Source organism: Pseudoalteromonas sp. APC 3893 (genome assembly GCF_030408095.1).
GTDB lineage: Bacteria > Pseudomonadota > Gammaproteobacteria > Enterobacterales > Alteromonadaceae > Pseudoalteromonas.
This window is the reverse complement of sequence record NZ_JASDCD010000027.1, coordinates 16,995-36,522: the sequence shown is the minus strand read 5'-3', so window position 1 is coordinate 36,522 and position 19,528 is coordinate 16,995. Positions and strand designations below refer to the sequence as shown.

The following is a 19,528-nucleotide window of genomic DNA, read 5'->3' as shown; positions in this document are numbered from 1 at the left end:
CTTTCATAACAAGGAACTAGTTATTAATTGTCCTAAGCGGAATAATAAAAACTGTATTTATCACGTAAGGTACGTAATAATATTACGTACCTTACGTGATGAGATTAAACTATGAGCAACCTTGAAAGCAATTATTGCTACAGCTTCCCCGCGGTCCGTGGCCAACAGGCTGGCAAACCATTTTATATAGCAACCTGCCCTTTAAGGCTCATACCTAAAATCTTCATGTATGACGAAGAAGAAGTCCCCGTAGAGCTTAGAGCTCAACGTACTCTCAATAAAGGTCGCATACCCGAAATGGCTCGATACCTAGTTGAGTCACCACACGATTATGTATTTTCAGCTATTACCGCCTCAATTGGTGCTGAGATCGATTTTATTGAAGTGGATAAAAACAGCAATATTGGCAGCTTAAAAGTACCAATGGATGCACAAATTTTAATAAACGATGGGCAACACCGTCGAGCAGCCATTGAAGAAGCCTTAAAAGAGCGCCCAGAGCTCAGTCAAGACAACATAGCCGTATTATTTTTTGTCGACGAAGGCTTACAACGTAGCCAACAAATGTTTGCCGATTTAAATAAATACGCAGTACGTCCTAGCCCATCGCTTGGCACCATGTACGATCACCGCGATCAAGCATCTGAACTTGCTCGTTATTTAGCTTTAAATACAAAACCGTTTGCAGGATTTACTGAATTTGAACGCTCTACAATTGCCGTTAAAAGTAGTAAACTGTTTACCCTTAGTGGCATTAAACAAGCAAACCGCGTTTTACTTGGCAAAGGGACTAAGGAAGGCTTTAATGAAGACGAAAGGCAAATTGCTGCAAAGTACTGGGAAGCACTAAATATTTATATGCCAGAATGGATACAAGTACAAAACAAACAGCTTTCGGCTGCAGAATTTCGACAAGAGTATATTTCGGCACATGGTATTGGTCTTCAGGCACTTGCACTAGTTGGTAAAAGCTTACTAACTCTGAGCGAATCAGAAAAACAAAAAAAGCTTAAGTTAATTGCCAACATCAACTGGCTTAAAAGTAACCCAGCTTGGGCTCACAGAGCAATGCAACATGGCAGACTTTCAAAAGCTATGAGCAATATTTTCCTTACAAGCATGCAAATTAAACGTGAAATTGGCCTCCCTCTTTCGAAAGAAGATGTACAAAAAGAGAATGAATACTTAAACGCATGAAATTATTAAACCAGTACGATCTAGAAGACTACATCGAATTTATCGAAAACGAATCGTTTGCAGGTAGCCAACTACATAACTTTGTAGCCGATACCCAACGAGTTTACATGGCCGATAAACGCCCATGGGTATTAGGTTACAGCGGCGGTAAAGATTCATCTGCCGTAATGACTCTAATTTACTTTGCGTTACTAGGTTTAAAACCAGAAGATCGCCATAAGCCCGTTTTTGTCGTCGCGTCCGATACCTTGGTAGAAACACCTATGGTGGTTGATCACGTCGATAAATCACTAAAGCTTATCGAAGAAGGTGCAAAGCGCGAAGGCCTACCAATTACTTCACATAAAGTGGTGCCAAAATCGAATAATACGTTTTGGGCTAATTTACTTGGTAAAGGTTACCCTGCACCAACGCGTAACTTTCGCTGGTGTACTGAGCGAATGAAAATCGATCCTGTAAGTACCTTTATTAAAGAGCGTGTAAGTGAATACGACGAAGTAATTGTTGTATTAGGCTCTCGCTCACAAGAAAGTGCATCGCGTGCGCAAGTAATTAAAAAGCACAAAATTGATGGTTCAGACTTAGCCGTACACACCACTTTAAGCAACGCCTTTATTTACACGCCAATTGATACATGGAGTGTTGATGATGTGTGGAAAATTTTACGCCTATGCCACTTAAAAACCGAAGAAACGCCATACGGCACTAAAAACAAATGGTTTGATAAGTACGACCTAGAATGGGAAAACCCATGGGGTGGTAAAAACCTCGTTTTATGGAACCTATACAAAGACTCATCAGGCCAAGGCGAATGCCCAATGGTTATTGACGAAACCACGCCATCGTGTGGTAACTCACGTTTTGGTTGTTGGACATGTACCGTAGTCACTCGCGACCGCGCAATGGAAAGCCTCATTCAAAACGGTGAGCAGTGGATGACACCACTACTAAAATACCGCAATATTTTGTCGCGCAGTACTTCGCCTAAGCTTAAAAAGAAATACCGCAACCACATTCGTCGCGATGGCCGTTTAGCGTTTAAAACCCTAAAAGAAGACAAAGAGCGCGTATTAACAGACGACTACACAACAGGCCCTTATAAGTTAAAATATCGCCAGCATGCCATGCGTTTATTGCTTAATATACAAAAGCAATTTAACGACCAAGGCCGTGATGTAGAGCTAATTACAGTTGATGAATTACACGCCGTAAGGCACGAATGGTTAAACGACCCCAACGAGCCAGATTGGGACGATACCCTACCCGGTATTGTATTTGATGCGCTAGGCATAAAGCTCGACTGGACAATAGACGACTCAAACCAATTTAGCCTTACCGAAGGCCAGTTACTTAACGACATTGCACCTAAACATGGCGTATCGCCGCAAATGGTTAAAAAGTTAATAGACGTTGAAACTCAAATGAGTGGCCTTGCCCGCCGTACGGGTATTTTTAACCGAATTGGCCGCTTAATTCAGCAAGATTGGGAAAGTGCCGAAGTTATTATTGCCTCTAATTTAGATATTCGTCAGAGCCAAATGCGCCAAAGTAACGAAGTAAAAGCGCTAGAAGACGACCTAAAACAAATTACTGCATTGCTCAAAGCTGAGGGCATAGAATGATTTTTAAAACACTGACCCTAAATAACTTTCGAGTTTTTAACGGCCAAACCACTATAGACTTAGACCCGCGTAAAGAAGGCATGTTTGAGCGCCCTATTATTTTATTTGGTGGCTTAAACGGTGCGGGTAAAACCTCTATTCTTACTGCAATTCGTTTAGCGTTATTAGGTAAGCGTGCGTTGGGTGCTGTAATCACTAAAAAAGATTACCTAAGTTACTTAAACGAGCAGACTAATAAAACAGCTACCAAAGCCCAGCAAGATGCCGAAGGCAGTATTACGCTAAGCTTTTCGCATACTCATCAAGGCAAACATAACCTTTACGAAGTAACCCGTAAATGGCAGCTTGAGGGCGATGAAAAGTTAACGCTTACTATTAATGGCGAGCAAGATACCTCGTTAAACTCAGAGCAAGTACAAGCGTTTTTACATGAAATAGTACCGCCGGGTATTGGCGATTTATTCTTTTTTGATGGCGAAAAAATAGCAGAGCTAGCAGAAGACGATACAGGCTCTTACTTAAAAGAAGCCGTACAAAAACTGCTAGGTATCGATATTATAAACCGCCTAAGCAACGACCTTGATATTTACTTAAAAGGCCTAGGCGCAGAAACCGCCGATAAAGACACGCTTAAAAAAATTAAAGCCGCAGAAGATCAAAAACACCAAATTACCCAGCAAGTCAATGCAACAATGGATAAAGCCGACAGCATTGGTGCGCAATTAACAGAGCTTAAAAATAAAATAGCCGCTAAAGAGCACGAAATACAAGCCCAAGGTGGCGCATGGGCTAAAACCAAAGATCAAGAACAAGCAAAAGCCTCTGAGTTGATAGAGCTTGAAAAAGAGCTAACCGCTAAAATACGCCAAGAGCTAAGCGGCAGCTTACCAATGGCACTTGCGCCAACGGCAATGCAAAACTTAATTGAGCAACTAACGAGCGATCAACAAATCAAGCAAGCCAAAGCATTTGGCAACGAGCTGGTGGAAGCGTTACCAAATCTTGAAAGCGCATTGAGCCAAAAGTTTGATGCCCAAAGCAGCGATATAATGGCAACTGTAAATAGTTATTTTGGTCAGCTGGTAAACCAAACTGCGCTTGCCGAGCCAAAACTTGATATTTCAGACTCTGAATTTGCACTTATAAACGCACAAGTAATAGAGGCTTCGCAATCGCAAGCGCTAATAAAAGAGCTATCAACAGCACTTACACAAACGCAAAATAAATTAAGCTCACTTTCAATTAATATTGAACGAGCGCCCGATGCTGCGGACTTACATGAGCTTTATACATCGCTGCGCGAGCTTGAAAAGCAGCGCGATGCGACAAGCAAAGAGTACATAAGTGAATTACTTAAAGCGAAAGAGTTTAAAGCTAAAGAGCTAGAGCTGGCTAAACGCCTAGAAAAAGATTACGCCAAGCTTAAAAACAACCACTCAGCTGATAAAGCCGTTGAGCGTGTAGAGCTTAGCCAATATGTACTGCAAGACTTTAAACACGCCCTTACAGAGCTGCGTGTAACGCAATTAGAAGAGCTATTTGTAAAAGCGTATCGTAAGCTCGCCCGTAAAGAAGACTTAAAGCTCTCAGCTAAAATAGATCCAACCAGCTTTGACGTAAACCTAGTCGATGCCGAAGGCGTTATTATTAATCGTAAATCAATGTCGGCAGGTGAAAAGCAAATATTTGCCTTCGCTATTTTAGAAGCACTCGGCAAGCTTTCAGGTAAAGTACTACCTGTAGTCGTAGATACACCACTTGGCCGTTTAGATTCAAAGCACCGCGATAAACTTATTAAGCACTACTTCCCAGAGGCCAGCGAGCAAGTAATACTGCTTTCAACCGATACCGAAGTAGACGAAGACTTTTACCAAGCTATTGAGCATAAAGTCTCTCACGCGTTCGAGATTGAGTTTAACCAACATACAAATTGTTCAACCCTGCGAGAAGGTTACTTTTGGGCAGAGCTTGCACAGGAGGCTATATAACATGCTCCCACAAACTATGTGGCTTAATAAAGCCGTTGAAGAACAGCTCCAAACCCTAAAAGGCAAAACAGGCGTTACACCAAACGTAGCAGCCCGTATCGCGTTTTTTCGTTCTATAGAAAGCGGGTTTGTATTCAATAAAGAAAAAGACTACAAGCTCTCTGGTAGCCTTAAACTCGATAAGTTTACGTGGTTGGGTAAAACTCAAATGATCACTGAGCTATTACTCAAGCAGCGCTACCCTGAGTATTCTGATAAAGAATTACAAACAGCATGGGCAGCACATGTTGAGGATGGAGTTTCTGCGATTAGGAATTATGGAAAATTAAATGAATTAGTTATTAATCTTTATCATTTTTGATTATTAAATAACGATTTAATAATATCGTTGAATCTTCGCTTTGAATGAAGCATGAAAAGTTTTTTACACTTCTTAAAAAAATAAGCTTCATCTTCATTCAGTAATTCAAGTACTAATTTCGTATAGCTATTATATATATCATCATACTTATCAAGATTTGGAGAATATAAACCATGACCAACAAATGAATTATTTCTGATGCTAAGTAAGGTTAGAATCGAGGATTCCTTATCTATCTTTTGTATGTCTTTCATATAATGTATCAAAGGTCCAGAGCCCTTTACTTGGGTTCCGTCATGAAAAAAAAACTCGTTATTTTCCTCCTTGATATAACCCTTTTTTTTCAGGTAAAAGACAAGAAAAACCTCCAAACTACGTAGTAGAAATAAATAAGACAATGCACTTTTTTTAAAGTTTTTTTGAAATAATGAAATATTTAAAAATAATGAAACATAAAAAAGTAATACTCTTTCATTATCACTCCTTACATAGTTCTGATATTCATCCATGCAATCTTTTAAATCACTCCACTTTCCCTTTTTTTTATATTCGCGGTCTGCAATCCCAACCATTTTATAAAAAAATGACTCATTTCTTAGAGAGCTCTTAAGCCCCTTTTGGATATTTTTGAACTCGCAAAAATTAAATTGATAGTTATACAATGAAATTAATAAGTTATCGAACTCAATATCACTAACGAGAGTAACTAAACCAGTCTTTAACTCTTTACAGGGGATTGATTCAAGTTTTTTAGGTAATGTAAATATTGAGTGCAAAAAGCTACCATATTCACTGGATTTATTTTGATAAGCATTCAGTATTGATCTAAGTTCTAGTTGATAAGTATATTCATTCCCTTCATAAATTTTTAAAATAACTTTATTAAAGAAGTTTTTATAAACGGTATATAAAGCAATAACACTTTCTAAATGCTTTTCATCAAAAGGGGAAAAGCCTAAATAGTACACTTCCTCAGATAAGCAGTTTATAACAAGCTCTTCATAGACTTCTTTCTTACCAAAAACAAACAAAGGTTCTTTTTTTTGCTGTACTTCGTCTATCATTAGTGCTTTCAAGTCAGCATCGGAATATAAGTTGGTATTAACGCAAAGTACTTCCAAAGCTAATCCTCAATATCAAGGTATTCATCTGCGAAGAAACCTGTTAAACCAAATACATCTAACTCACTTTCCAGAATATCTTGTAACTCTTTTCGTGACTTATTAGTTTCTATTTCTACATACTTACTAACCAAAACTTCAAATTTTGTACTAATCTCATTTCGGGCAATATCACCATCTTTAAACGCTTTTTCATCTCGTTTACGTATCACCTCTTGTTGACTAAGCTCTTCTCTTTCATCAGCATCGATACTTCGGTCTGTTGCATATGTAGCCTTAAAGTCCTTCGTTTTACTTTTTAAATAAAGATCAAAGTATAAATTTAAACTTCTGTACCCTAAATTTTCTAGCTCTTCTAATAAGTCTTTCTTAAATCTACTTTCTGCATTTAAGGAATTGCATTCACGTACAACACTCTTTCTAAAGTCAATATTAGAAAACTTTGATAGCATTAAAAAGGCTATACCTTTTCTTACATCTCCGGTTGGAATAATTTTATTTGAATTAAAAATGAATGATTGGCAATAATTTCTTTTGGGGTTTATTAAAGAATCCAATGATGGAGTAATTGCATTTATAAATGAGATGAATATATCACTTGCAATATTTGAATCAATTTGACTAATCTTGCATGCTTTAAGTATTTCAGATAGGGTCAAAAATATGGCTCTTTGAAAAATTGCATAGCCTAACCATTCGAAAACTTTATCCTCTTTACATGTTGCAACATCATCTTCAAATTTTCTTAAGTTTGCGTGTGATACACGCATCACTTTCTCATCACCTATCGGAATGTATTCTAAAATTCTGTCCAACACAGGTTGATATTGAGTATTCCCAGTAGGTACATTAGCAGCTTGCTTTTTAAGGTCATCTAAAATAGATAAAAAACAATCATTGGCTGGTTTGAATAGCTTACTTTCAAAAAACAATCGATATAATAAATCAACAATAGTTTCACCTAAGAGTGGTTCAATAACTCTTTTTTGAGAAAAAGAAAAGCGTTCCCAACTTACCTTTGGAAATTCATGGTAATCGTCAACACCACTAGGGTGAACTCTGCTCTCTACAGTATCAAAGTTAATTAAATAATTAAAAATTGTTTTTGACTTGCTAAAAGTTTCAGTCAATGCTTTTTCAATTACGCCTATACTTGTGATGTAATATTTTTTTGTAATCTCATTCGATAGTTTTTTATTCTTTTGATTCCACTCTATCTGAGCTAATAATTCTAAACGCTCTCCTTCAAGAACTTTTTTACAAAAGCTCCTGCAAATAGAGCTTCCCATATTCCCCTCCGAGAGTAATATATTAAAATGCCCACCAACTTGAACAGCATTTTTATTAACGTCAACGAAGAGCTGGCGAAAAATTAATGGTATGGAAGGAATGTTAAATGTTTCTGTGCCGAATTTATCAGCAACTTCAGCAGTTGAATTTGGAGAGAAAAGTATACAAATAGGTAAAGCCAATTCAGAAAGGTCTAAGTTATTCTGATCATAAACATCTCTTAAAGCTTTTAACCTATGTTGACCATCTATAACAACTAACTTAATTCCCTTTTCAATTCCTTTAGTTAAGTTTGCTTCAAAAATTGCAGGCTCTTTAACTATTGAAAACCGCTCATCTCCCATCATACTAGGCTGTATTGAATACCCATTCTTAGTTCGTTTTAATTTTAATTTGAAATATTCATCCCACATCCTATTCAAAAACTTTGCCTCAGTTTTATCTATTTCCTGATCAGAATAATGCTCTTGCATCGTTTTATTTTCAACGGGAATAGCTGCAACTAATAAAGGAGGGAAAAATATTGTTTTCGCTCTCTTTTCTACATCGGTTAAACCAGGGGAGGTTAAGTATGGTTCAATTTCACTTTTGACACGCTCTTCATCTATATCCCTCTGTAAAAGCTGTTCAAAATCAACTGACGCAGGTTTAATGTCCCTAGCATATGTTAAGCAATCTAACTGGCTTGATTTTAAGGTTGTTAAAAAAAACTCTATTGGGAAATTATTAATAGTTGAAAAACGGCCAAATGAACCAACTCGTTTAAAATCATAAATATCCTCATCGTGTTCGTCATCAAATATATCTTGCATTTCTAGCCCTTAATTTTTATTTAAATTTTTAATATCAAAAACAAAGTAAAAGGTTTTCGATGGTTCTAACCACCATGATTAAGAAATTTATGAATTAACTCTTCATTAAGGTCTTTTCTTAACATCCATTTACCTTTCCCAACTCTTTTATAAATATCAAACTTACCTTCAAAGAGATCTGCATCTGAAGAGTTACTGTATATTGCTCTTCTAACTGAGGTTTTCCAAGATCCAAATAATTTTCGGTGTGTATTCGTGACCACTTCATTATAAACACGCTCTAATGTGGCACTACCGCCTAAATTTACAAAATATTTATAAACCTCTTTACTCCAAGTTTCCTGTATACAAGTACGTAGTTCATTAATTTGGGATTCTATCTGCACTATATTTTCCGCTGAAGGAATACTTTCAAAAGAAAGATTATCTTTCAACTCTACTAGCTTTCTTAATTTCTCAGCAGTAAACATTTCCAAAGACTTATTCGATACTAATTTTTCAAGCACCTCATCTAGTGTTAAATTATGTTCTTCTGGTAATAAATCTCTTATTTCTTTTTCTAAATTATTTATTTCATCAAAATACACGCCAACTTTTGAATCTAACGTTGTAGCAACCCTCTCGGAGATTGCCTTCCTTTCCGAGCTCTCTAATTGTAGTTTGTCTAAATTTTTAAACGCTTCATTCAGAATAGGTTTTAACTCATCCACTAAATCTTTGATCTTGTGATAATTAAACTCAGACAAACTTGAAGTGTGAGCTACTGTATTTCTCAAACCGTACAATTCACTCCAATTCTTTTTTAGCTGAGGACCATCACAATTAAGTATGTCTTTAAAAAAAACATTCCAATTTGATTTAGGTATAAATTTTTTTAATTCACCTAAATCAATTTCATCCGCAGATCTATAAGAATCAATTTTATCATATAGTAATTGGTTATCTGCAATTTGATACGTATTGAAAAGAATGCTCCCTAAGTCTTTAAAATCAAGTTTTTGTAACTCTGAAGCATAATCTCGATGTTTGGATTTAGCTAATGCCGTTTTTACATCGCTAGATATATTTTGCGATACCCACTCCTTTCCAACATTTGTAATCATAAAGAAAGTGATAAACTTCCTCATCATATTTTCAATTTCATGAATCATTGCATATGCTCTATTTGAATAATAAAACGACAAATCATCTTGTAAACTTTCTATTATGAAGGATTGTGAAAGTACCACTTTTTTGATGACTTTAAGCAGCTGAACATAGTTTTTAAAATCATTATTTGTTGTAGCGATAGAAATATAAAAATACCTTTGTTCTTTCTCGGGTACTTCCCCGTGCCTTATTTTATAAATAAATTTTTCTTGTGAAAACACTATTGAATTATTTTGAACTTTCAACCCACCTGCTTTTTTTAGAAATTCATTAAACCTTTGCGGGCAATCTATGAAGCTAAATAAAGCACCAACACTTTTATAATCTAAGATAACTAAATATTCTGTTTGAAAGAAGTTACTGGTCTTCATTTAGCAACTCCCAAAAGGCTTTATCTTTAATACGTTTAATCTGTTTTTCACCATCAATATAAAGACTAGTGTGCTTTTCAAGCTCGCGGATGTTTTTCATCAGAAGTTCTTGCTCTGACTTATCATCTTTATTGAATATGCCTTTAATATCTTGGGTTTTAATTTGCGCGACGCGATGCACTACCCAACTTAATATGTAGGCAGAATAATCATTTTCGCTGGTTTTGAAGTGGGTGATATCTTGGGTTGATAAAATAACCCCCACGCCATATTCACGGCCTTCTTTTAATATTTTGCGAAGGCTTGGGAAGTTTTGCGACATAAAGTTATCGGCTTCATCAACCAGTACCAGTTTAGTAACTTGCCTAAAGTCGCCTTGTACTTCTGGCTTGCCTTGTTTTTGCATTTGCGAGTAGAACAAGTCGAGAGTAAGCGCCACAATGAGGTTTTGGATTTCACTAGGGTAACCAGCCAGCTCAATCACGGTTATACCGTCAATAAGCTCATAAAGGCTAGTCATTTGTTCAGGCTGGTCTTCAAAAATTTTGAAGCGAGCTAGCTTAGATAATGCTGCATAAAGTGAATCTTCTTCCACTTTTTCTTGGTTTAAAAATAACTGCCAAATATCCTCAATAGTTGGAGCTGGTTTCGACCATGTACTTGGGTTTTCAGAACGAATACCTGCTAAGTCATAAGCTTCCAGAATAATATTTTCTAGTTTGAGTTGCTGCTTAGGCCCTAAGCCATATGCTTTAGACATTGTTTGTGAGAAGCCTGCCGCAGTATGAATTGGCAACATAGGTGTATCACCAAATAAACTCAAAGGATTATATGGAAGCTTGAACAACTTATACTTTTTAGCGTTAGTCGCATTTATAAACTTATCGTCAACGTAATCTGATTTGTAATCGAAAATGAGTATACCTATTGGTTTACCATCAACATTATTGTGCTGATTACGATAAAGCTGAGTAACTACCGACTTAGTACACTGGGTTTTACCCGTGCCCATAGTGCCGATAATACCTGAGTTGGTATTCATAAATTTAGCAGTATTAGTAGGCTCCCAATAAACAGGTTCGTTACTTTGCATAACATGCCCAACAAGCACTTTTAATGAGTCTGTAGACGCTCGTTTTGCCACTATACTCGGCGCAGCTTCTTCGGCAACTTTAGGTAAAATCTCATCTACAGGTTTTGGTTTATCTGGGTCTATTTTTTCAATGGGCTTTATTGGTGTCACATTACGTTTATTTACCACTTCGCCTTCAAGAATGTATTGCTCTGGTATATAACAAAGCTCACTACTTTGAATATTGCTAAATAGTGTTTGTAGTGGGGTGCTTATAAAGCGATTTAAGTTAGCGCTTGGTAGTATTATTTGCAGAATATCGTCTTCAACGGTGTATTCTTCTTTGGCAAAATCGGCATTTTCAAAAAATGCCATCATAAAGCCTTGCGGGTAGTCTGCTAAATCGGCAACTTGGTAATCACCTTGTAACCACCATTCACGATTATTTTGTAGCTCGTTAAAATAATCACTCTCGTACACTTTGTATAATTCAAACTTATCCACTTGCATTAATACTTGGCGAATAAATAGGCCTCTGTATAAATGCCCAGCTAAGTCGTCACGACCAAATAAGTTTTCGACTAAGTAACGTTTCAGCTCTTTAGCTTGTTGAATGCCTTTACCATGTGTGCGTTTTTTACCAATTTTAACTTCAAGCGGTAGCAAGTACATATTGCTACCTTTAAAGCCAACAAATAAAACATCGTCAGATATAGCGCCGCTTTTTATATTTTGTGAGTAGCGCGAAAAGTCACTATCACTCATTTTTAAGCCAATATTGCCTGCTACACGGAGCATTTCGGCCACACTCATTGGCACCCATGTGATATCGCTTTGATGCAGCAAGCAGTTTACGTATTTGTACGCACCAATTATGCTTTTTTTCTCTTTGCGGTCGTTGTCGTTACTGGTGATCATTTTAAGTAACCACTCACCATTAAACGCATTAAACTCGTCTATGAGTCCTTTAATACCTTGCGAAAGTACTTGGTCGTATAAATCACGGCGCTTGGTAACGGTTATCGCATCGTAATTTGCTGAATTAGTAAAGTTGTCTGAGTAGTGGATGAGTACGGCATCTTTTTGGCCTTTAAAAAACTCAAGTGTCACTTTAGGATCAATAATCACCGTCCAGACTGAATTTTCATAAACGCCTTCAAGCAGCTCTGACAGTTGCCCCGCTACTTTTAAACCTAAGCCATTACTGGTTTCGTACTTCTGCCCGCACCATGCCGCTTTTGCCAAGCTGTTAAATTGGCTACTTAGTTTTAATGTAGCTGTACTGTCAACATCGAGTTTATTAAGACCAAAAGTTGTAAAGTACGTGTTTTGCTCTTGATATGCGGTTTCGCCAGCTAATAAGCCATGGCAGGCAACGCCTGTTTTTTCGGTAAGTACATCAACAGGTACTGGCTCTACAGTTGTATCGTTACGTACAAAGCTAATGTGTGCATAGTTAAATGTTGGCTCTTGTGCATTTAACTTAAACTTACTGTACGTTATGCGATTTTTAAGCATATCGGCAATAGCATCGGCTTTGTCTTTTTCGCTACCGAGCTCTGCTAACTCTTTAAGTTCGTCGTAACTTGGCGCATCTGCAAAATCATCAAAGTAAGTACGTTGCAGTGATTTGTCGTAAATATTTACGTGAATGCGGTTTGCGTCGTCAGGGGATTTCTTTTTTAGGTAGTCAACTAAGCCTAAAAATAGCGCGGTGTTGTTACCATTATTGATAGAGTTAATATAAACGGTTTCTTTACCGCCTTTATCAAAAAGGACATCAAACGCTTTTGTAAACTCACTTGTTTTTTGCTTTACTAATGGGCGTACATATTCAAGTTCTGCTTTTTTGTTAGAAACTAGTTTACACCACATACGATTCTCGGGCACAGCTTGGTTGTATGCAAACCCGTCTGTTGCATGCCATACAAATGGTAATAAGCCTTCAGCATTTAAGCGTTTAATTGTGGCATTTGGTAACGTATTAAAGCTATTGTCGTTTTCATCACTCGCACTAGTAACTAGTTGGGAAAAGTATGCGAGAGTTAACGGGTGAAGCGGCGTTATGTATTCTTGCTCGTCAAACTCAGCTATACCTATATTTACCAGCATATTCGCTTGCGGAGATAACAGCGATTTGGTTTCTAATTTATCAACTTGCGCTAAGTAGCACTCAACAACTTTATTTGCTAAACCTAAAAACTCGGTCCCCAAAGAGCAAGTACTTATGAGTGCCTTTCGCTCATCTAGGTAATCAAATAGTGATTGATAAGCTACAAATAGATCTGGAAATGCGCTTTCAATATTTTCTAATGTAACTTCTGGCCTACCAGCAGTTTGTGTTGCAAGTATGCGCTCATCTTGTAGTTTTGCTTCCCAATTTAATAAATTTTTACGCATACCAGTTGGGTTTAAGTCTTTCCCGTCAATAACGACCTTTTCTTTCGCGCGATTGTATAAGCCATTGAAATTATCATTGTATAGACGGTTGAACAGGTTGGTATCAAGCACTAGTGGTAGGCTTAATGTATCTGACGAAACTGCGCCATCTACTTCAAAATTAAGTACATGCGCACCACTTTGAACTGCAAAGGTTAGTGTGTCTGTTTCATTGGCAAACTGAGCAAAATCGACGACCTGTGTTTGGTCAACTAGAAAAGTTTGGTTTGATTGCGTAACTTTCGCAGGAGTTCCTTGTTCAGCAATCTGTAAAACCCCGGCATTTGTTTGCAAAGTTATAAGCTGCTTACGTGGTACGAGCAAAAAACTATCAGCTAAATCATCAAGATAAAAAGCGCCCTGTGGAATAACTAAAACTCTATATTTAAAACGCTCTTGTGGTTTTTCGCGTTTAAAATCAACACTAAAATAAAGTGGCTTATTATTAAACGCTCCCGAAATTTCAGCAATACTACGTTTTTGAGACCGATTATTTACATCAAGAGTAATTTGTTCTTTAGTGTGCTGTAGTTTTAATTCATTTTTTTGAATTTTACCGCCCACAAAGCTCGCTTCAATTTTAAAGTCAGTTTTATCTGCTGGCATTTGAATGATTAAATGGCGTTCTTTTTTGTTTTCACGCGCTATAAAATCTATATCTGTGACTGTTTCACTTTCAAACGACAGTAGGTTTTCTTTATTGTCTCGGCGCTCTTTTATAATTGCGCCAAAATCGAGTTCTTCCCAATTTTGACCATCTGTAAAATGAGTATTTACAAACTTTTCGCTAAGTTCTAAATCACCTAACTTTTCGACAAGCTCTTGCGGGTACTTTTCAACTATCTCGCTAATATTGCCGTATAACTGGTGGTTTTGTGATAGACGTTTATCTATTTGGTCTGTATCGTCCCAGCTTACAATTGTGTTGTCGTTAAATAACCCTAATTCACTAAATTGAATAACGCCATCTTCTAACGCATCATAAAGCTCAGTAAAACCAAACATGGTTGCACCGTCTTCAATAATGAGCTTAAAGCGATGATCGAGCAGGCATTGCGATACTTTGTCAGTACCGCTTATTGACGAAATAAGCTCACTGAGTGATTTTTTGATTGTTGAGGGATGCCAAACTTCACCAGCTTTGCCTAAGTCACGTGCTGAATTAATTAGTGTATCTAAATAAGAGTTGTGGATAACGAGTAATGCGCAGTCTTTTAAAGGGCCGTCTTGCGATGATATTAAATCGCGTAAATGTGAGATAAAGTTTTCACTCAGCCCTTGTGCGCTTTCGCTATGTACAACAGGTATCAACGTAGTTTTACCAAAAGTAATAGCAGGCAGCGTTTGGTTTATGTCATTAGTTTTTAATTCAACGCTTGTATCTGCCTTATTAAGCATTGCCTGATAAAGCTTTAAACTATTATCACTATCTGGCGAGCGAAACTGAAAGCGGCTTTCACCTTCAAAACCTTTAGTTGCCCACTGACAAAAGTGCTCAACTAAAAAGTCTTCATATAGTTTTTTTGACATAAACTGCATCTCCGCTATCACTCATTCTTTCTACATTACCCATTCTTTCAAACAAATCGATTAAGCACTCTTCACTGCTTTTATCAAAAAATACACCGCGTTTTTGAAACTCAATTAACAACTCATGAAGTCTTAATTTTTCGTTCCCACCAATACACAAATTAGCAAGCAATAGTAAATAATCTTGGTTTAATACTAAAAATGAGCCTGCCCGTCGTCGGTTTTGTTCAAACGGCTTGATTAAGGTTTCTCGGGTGGCTTTGACAAAGTTGTTAAACGCTGTCTCGCGTGTTGTGCCCTTTTTAAACTGTTCAACAAAAAGCTGAGTTAAATGATTAATAGACTCGTCTATAGTGGTTGGTTGTTTCTGCTGACTCGTTAAATTTCTATCAGTATAAAATTTATTAGCATAAGAATTTAACGCCTCAATGTCTGTATCCTTAATCTCATCCATTAACTGCCACAGAGGGCTAATAGCTGTTTTTGTATCTTGTAAACTTTCATTTAATGCTAAATAAGGAAACAACGCATAACTAGACTCAATAACTTGCTTGTGCCCATGTAACTGTAATTTAGTACGCTCTTTACTGGCTTTTTCACTGTCTAGAATAAAGTAGCAAGGCTTCACTTCAGGCTTTTGCGCCCAGCCTTTTATATTTAGCGACAATTGCGCCGTATACAAAAAGCCGTACAACTTTAAAAAAGCCTTAATATTTTGTAAAAAATGCTCTGGGTAGCTAACTAAGAATTTAAGATCTTGCTGAAATTGTGCTGACAAAAAAGGCAGGTAAGCAATATGTTGCTTGCGTACTTTTGGGTTTTTATTAGTGACAAGTGGCGAGTCAAAAACCTTTTTTACTTCTTGTTCTAAAAAATTAAGCTGCGCTTTTGGTGCATTAGTAACTTCGACGTCGCCCATTAAGCTATTAAATAATGACGTAAGCCGCTCATCACCTGAGTTACTTTTATCTGGGTTTAATACTTTCAACACTTGCATCTCAGGCGCTATATTTAAGACCTGCTCGTTATCAAAATACATTTTTTCGATAACATGCCAAAACGGTTCGCCATCTAACTTATTGGTAAAATGCGTTTTACAAAGCTTTTTAAAGTCATCGAGTGACTCAATGTTTTTTTCCAGTTTAAGACTGTGGAGAGACTTGATGAAAAAACCAACTACCGTTTCCCAATCATACTTATTGTTAGCGCTATTAGCTGAAACAGGGAAATAACTAGCAGCACTATTATTTTTTGGCTTTAACTCTTCTAATAATGGCATTTATTACCCCTCATTAACCATAATGTCTTCATCATCAAGTTCTAAATGATATTTACCATCTACACCTGTAATGACTATTTCTTTGGCGGCCTTTGCTTGCTGTACGATTTCTGCGGCTAATTCATCTAGCAGTATTACCGAATTTTTGTCATGCTTATTAGGTCGATAACCATTGTTTATATTAATCAGTAGCGACAAAAGGTTAATATTAATTGGCAACTTAAACTTTTTATCTTGCAGCTTTAAATGCGCATTAAAAAATGCACTACTGGTGGTTGTTGATGCAGAAATAGATTTTGAATCCATAGTGAGATCTGCTGGCGCCGCAATTTGGTAATTACCAAAATCAGACAGTAAAAAGAACTTTTTACCCAACTTTGGTGCGTTACGGTTTATATAGGTGCGAATAGCAGCAATTAGCGTATCTCTATAAAACTCTTTTAAGTTATTTTTTTGACTGCTATCGCCATTATAAGACTTGTGTAATTGATAAACTGAAAGATAACTTTTGATTAGTGACTCGTTAAAGTCACCAGCAAAGCTTTTATGGTAATTGTTAGCAAAGTCGTCGTATTTAAGTAGATAAAATAAACGCAGGTACTGAGCGCCAGTTTCAATATTAGTAATACCTAACTGGTTTAATGCATTCTTGAATACATCAAACTCTTCATCTGGCAAACCTAGATCGAAAGCAAGAATAAACCGGTCGATTTCTTTGGTACGATGATGCGCGGGGTCAAAATTCTCAATTTTATTTGCAAGCTCGTTATCTCCACCTGCAAATAAGTTATCAAATAGATACCCATCACCTAATAAAAGCTCATGGATAAAATCAAGTAGTGCACGGGCTGTTAAAAATTGATCTCGCATTAAACGCGCTTTAAATAGCAGATCTATAATCACTTTTTGAACAGAAGGTAGGCTAAGTAATTCAAAGTTAGCGATTAAACGTAACGTTGAAACATCGTTTTGTTGTAGCTTTTCTTTTTCAATAAGCTGGCGAATGATGTTGTTTTCTTGCTGTGTAATTCTTTGTAATAATTTTTTTGCAAAATCACATTTATAACCATCTTCACCTATTTCAAACTTTGGATAGTCTTCAAAGTTAATAAAAATAGCAGAGTCATCTTGGGTATTTTTATTTTTAAGATATTCACTAATTTTGCTACGTATTAATTGATTTTGACCTTCTTCAGCATAATTCCCTAGCATACCAGCGTTTATGCCAACAACTAACGGGCTGCTTGAAGCTTCAAACTCATCAAATACCTTATCTAATGTTTGAATTGCTGTGCCATGCGGGTCAAAGCTATGGGTAGCATCTAAATGGAATTTAATCCGTGAGCCAAAATTGACTTTAGCTTTTGTTAAAAGCTCTGATTTTCCATCACCACTACTGCCACATAAAAACAATATTTTTTTATCGTTAGCACCAAAACTTGAAATAGTTTTATTAACTGCCTCTTCGATAGGCATTTGAATATACAAGTATGACTTAATGCCATCAAGTAATGACTGGTTTTGTTGGCTTCTTTCAGTCGAAACAGCGTAAGGGGAAGACTTTGATAAAACGCTGAGGGCTTCTTTTAACCGCATAAATAAATCCCGTTACTGCGGTTTAAAAGTAAACCGCTCCGTGGTTATTTTCTGGTACTTAATGATTAACTGTTAAGTTTTCATTAAGTTTAAAACTAATCTATCATGAATAACCATGAAAAATATAGGTTTTTACGGCTAATAAGTAAATGTTAAAGTGTCAAACCCCCCCCTGTTTGTATTGATACGCCCAATTACGGACACACTCCAATTCCCCGTGATCACACCCGAAAGTTATAAATTGATGAGTAATCACTTGCATGGATGCAAGTTAAGCCGTGTCTGGCACATGGATGTGCCTTACACGGCGCTTACGTTCACATCAATTTATAACTTGAGGAGACAGTGTGATCCTCGGGGCGCCGTGGGGTTTCAAGGGGCGGACGGCGGTATTCGCCCCTTGGTTGCCGCCAGCAATCTGGCAAAAGCCTCGAATAGAGGTTTTAAAACAATCACAGCTAAAGCTGGTTCCTACGGTTGAAAAGGCGCTAGGTTCTAGGAGCATCACGTAGCTCGAAACCCGGAGCCCGTCAGTTTGTCTGCTCATTTACTCTCATTCACTTCTCTTTGTGCAAATAGATCTTTTAGTGATTTATTCACCACAGAGGTTATGAGGCGCTTCGCTGAAGAGGAAAAATATGAAAACTAGGTTCTAGGGAAGTGACTAGGAGCTAGACGTGTTCGAAGCTAGCAGCCCGTCGCCCGAAGCAATGGTTTCCATTCTCAGTGAAGCGCGGCGCCTCGGTGAGCTCGGTGGTGAAATTGATTTTAAAACAATCACAACTAAAGCTTGTTCCTACGGTAGTAAAAGGTACTAGGAGCTAGATGTGTTCGTAGCCCGTAGCTCGCCGCGCGAACCCCGCTGCATTTTATAATGTCAGTTGGCTAACTCAGTTATCGCTTTTAAGCTAAACGCATGCATAGTTACATAATGTTGTTTTTTGATAATCGTTTTTACTATTTCTTGATCTATATTCAAATAATCATGCACAAGGGCGTTGCGTAAACCAATTATTTTACGCCATGACAGCAACTCTGCATCAGTTAAAATTCCAAGCTGTGTTAATTCACTAAATGTTTGGTAGGCGTTACTGCTGGTACTGCTTTTATGTTTTTTAAGCCAATGTTTTGCCAAACCAATGCAGACTTCTGTCATCAACTGTAACAAACGCTCTGCGGCACGGTAATCTCGACTATTAAGCTGTTCGACTTGGCTTAATTCGTTGAGCTCTTGCATATATTCGTCGATATGCCGTGTTACTTCACTAATATAAAGTGATATTCCTGTATCAGTCATGCTTACTCGCTATCGTCTCAAACTCAAATTGGCTATAAATACGCTGCTGCTCTTTCATAGCTCTCAAGCTATTTTTGCCTAAAATGGCCTGCCCGTATTCTACTACATTGAATGCAAGGTAACTTGGGATTAAGTTTATATCAACAATTGAAATTAGCTGTTCGTTCAAGCTAAGTGCATTGCTGATTTCAAGCTCGAGCTCTTTTGGTCTAAGTCGTTTATCGAATGAGCTTAACTCAAAGTTTTTAAAAGCGATGGCAAGATCTATATCGCTATGGGGTTGCGCCGTGCCTTTGGCGTGGGAGCCGTATAACCAAACAACCTCAACATCGCTATTTTGTTGCAAGTATTTAATTATTTTTTGAAAAATATTATTTCCCACAATACAAAACCATTAATAAAAC

At 37.2% G+C, this 19,528-nt stretch carries 12 protein-coding genes; 4 read left to right on the top strand and 8 right to left on the bottom strand.

Annotated features, from left to right (window positions below; translation table 11 throughout):
• Nucleotides 1-111: 111 nt before the first annotated feature.
• From dndB to dndE, 4 genes are read left to right on the top strand one after another with little or no spacing between them, the layout of a single operon-like run.
• Complete coding sequence (gene dndB, locus QMA12_RS19630; protein WP_054452429.1) at nucleotides 112-1,197, top strand: DNA sulfur modification protein DndB; 1,086 nt, start codon at nucleotides 112-114, stop codon at nucleotides 1,195-1,197.
• Nucleotides 1,194-2,819 (top strand): DNA phosphorothioation system sulfurtransferase DndC, encoded by a 1,626-nt coding sequence (locus QMA12_RS19625; protein ID WP_290211106.1) that lies wholly within the window; start codon nucleotides 1,194-1,196, stop codon nucleotides 2,817-2,819. The genes dndB and QMA12_RS19625 overlap by 4 nt, the downstream gene beginning before the upstream one ends.
• The gene (gene dndD, locus QMA12_RS19620; RefSeq protein ID WP_290211105.1) at nucleotides 2,816-4,807 is read left to right on the top strand and encodes a DNA sulfur modification protein DndD; all 1,992 of its coding nucleotides are present in this window, start codon (nucleotides 2,816-2,818) and stop codon (nucleotides 4,805-4,807) included. The genes QMA12_RS19625 and dndD overlap by 4 nt, the downstream gene beginning before the upstream one ends.
• A 1-nt stretch (nucleotide 4,808) precedes the next feature.
• Nucleotides 4,809-5,168, top strand: coding sequence for a DNA sulfur modification protein DndE (dndE, locus tag QMA12_RS19615; protein WP_290211104.1), 360 nt, complete (start codon nucleotides 4,809-4,811; stop codon nucleotides 5,166-5,168).
• Here the strand turns inward: dndE and QMA12_RS19610 are convergent.
• The 8 genes from QMA12_RS19610 to QMA12_RS19575 all read right to left on the bottom strand — a co-directional run bounded on the left by QMA12_RS19610 (nucleotide 5,159) and on the right by QMA12_RS19575 (nucleotide 19,506).
• A complete protein-coding gene (locus tag QMA12_RS19610) occupies nucleotides 5,159-6,289 on the bottom strand; it encodes a hypothetical protein (RefSeq protein WP_290211103.1) in 1,131 nt (376 codons plus the stop codon). The two genes, dndE and QMA12_RS19610, sit on opposite strands and share 10 nt — an antisense overlap.
• A gap of 2 nt (nucleotides 6,290-6,291) precedes the next feature.
• Nucleotides 6,292-8,391 carry a DNA sulfur modification protein DndB gene (locus QMA12_RS19605; RefSeq protein WP_290211102.1) on the bottom strand — a complete coding sequence of 700 codons (2,100 nt, stop codon included), beginning with the start codon at nucleotides 8,389-8,391 and terminating at the stop codon, nucleotides 6,292-6,294.
• 65 nt (nucleotides 8,392-8,456) lie between these two features.
• The gene (locus tag QMA12_RS19600; protein ID WP_290211101.1) at nucleotides 8,457-9,911 is read right to left on the bottom strand and encodes a Swt1 family HEPN domain-containing protein; all 1,455 of its coding nucleotides are present in this window, start codon (nucleotides 9,909-9,911) and stop codon (nucleotides 8,457-8,459) included.
• The gene (gene dptH / locus QMA12_RS19595) at nucleotides 9,898-14,952 is read right to left on the bottom strand and encodes a DNA phosphorothioation-dependent restriction protein DptH (protein WP_290211100.1); all 5,055 of its coding nucleotides are present in this window, start codon (nucleotides 14,950-14,952) and stop codon (nucleotides 9,898-9,900) included. The genes QMA12_RS19600 and dptH overlap by 14 nt, the downstream gene beginning before the upstream one ends.
• A complete protein-coding gene (gene dptG / locus QMA12_RS19590) occupies nucleotides 14,933-16,231 on the bottom strand; it encodes a DNA phosphorothioation-dependent restriction protein DptG (protein ID WP_290211099.1) in 1,299 nt (432 codons plus the stop codon). Before dptG ends, dptH begins: the two co-directional genes overlap by 20 nt.
• Before the next feature lie 3 nt (nucleotides 16,232-16,234).
• Nucleotides 16,235-17,827 (bottom strand): DNA phosphorothioation-dependent restriction protein DptF, encoded by a 1,593-nt coding sequence (gene dptF, locus QMA12_RS19585; protein WP_290211098.1) that lies wholly within the window; start codon nucleotides 17,825-17,827, stop codon nucleotides 16,235-16,237.
• 877 nt (nucleotides 17,828-18,704) lie between these two features.
• Nucleotides 18,705-19,124, bottom strand: coding sequence for a DUF86 domain-containing protein (locus QMA12_RS19580; RefSeq protein ID WP_087533548.1), 420 nt, complete (start codon nucleotides 19,122-19,124; stop codon nucleotides 18,705-18,707).
• Nucleotides 19,117-19,506, bottom strand: coding sequence for a nucleotidyltransferase domain-containing protein (locus QMA12_RS19575; RefSeq protein ID WP_087533549.1), 390 nt, complete (start codon nucleotides 19,504-19,506; stop codon nucleotides 19,117-19,119). Before QMA12_RS19575 ends, QMA12_RS19580 begins: the two co-directional genes overlap by 8 nt.
• Nucleotides 19,507-19,528 lie beyond the last annotated feature (22 nt).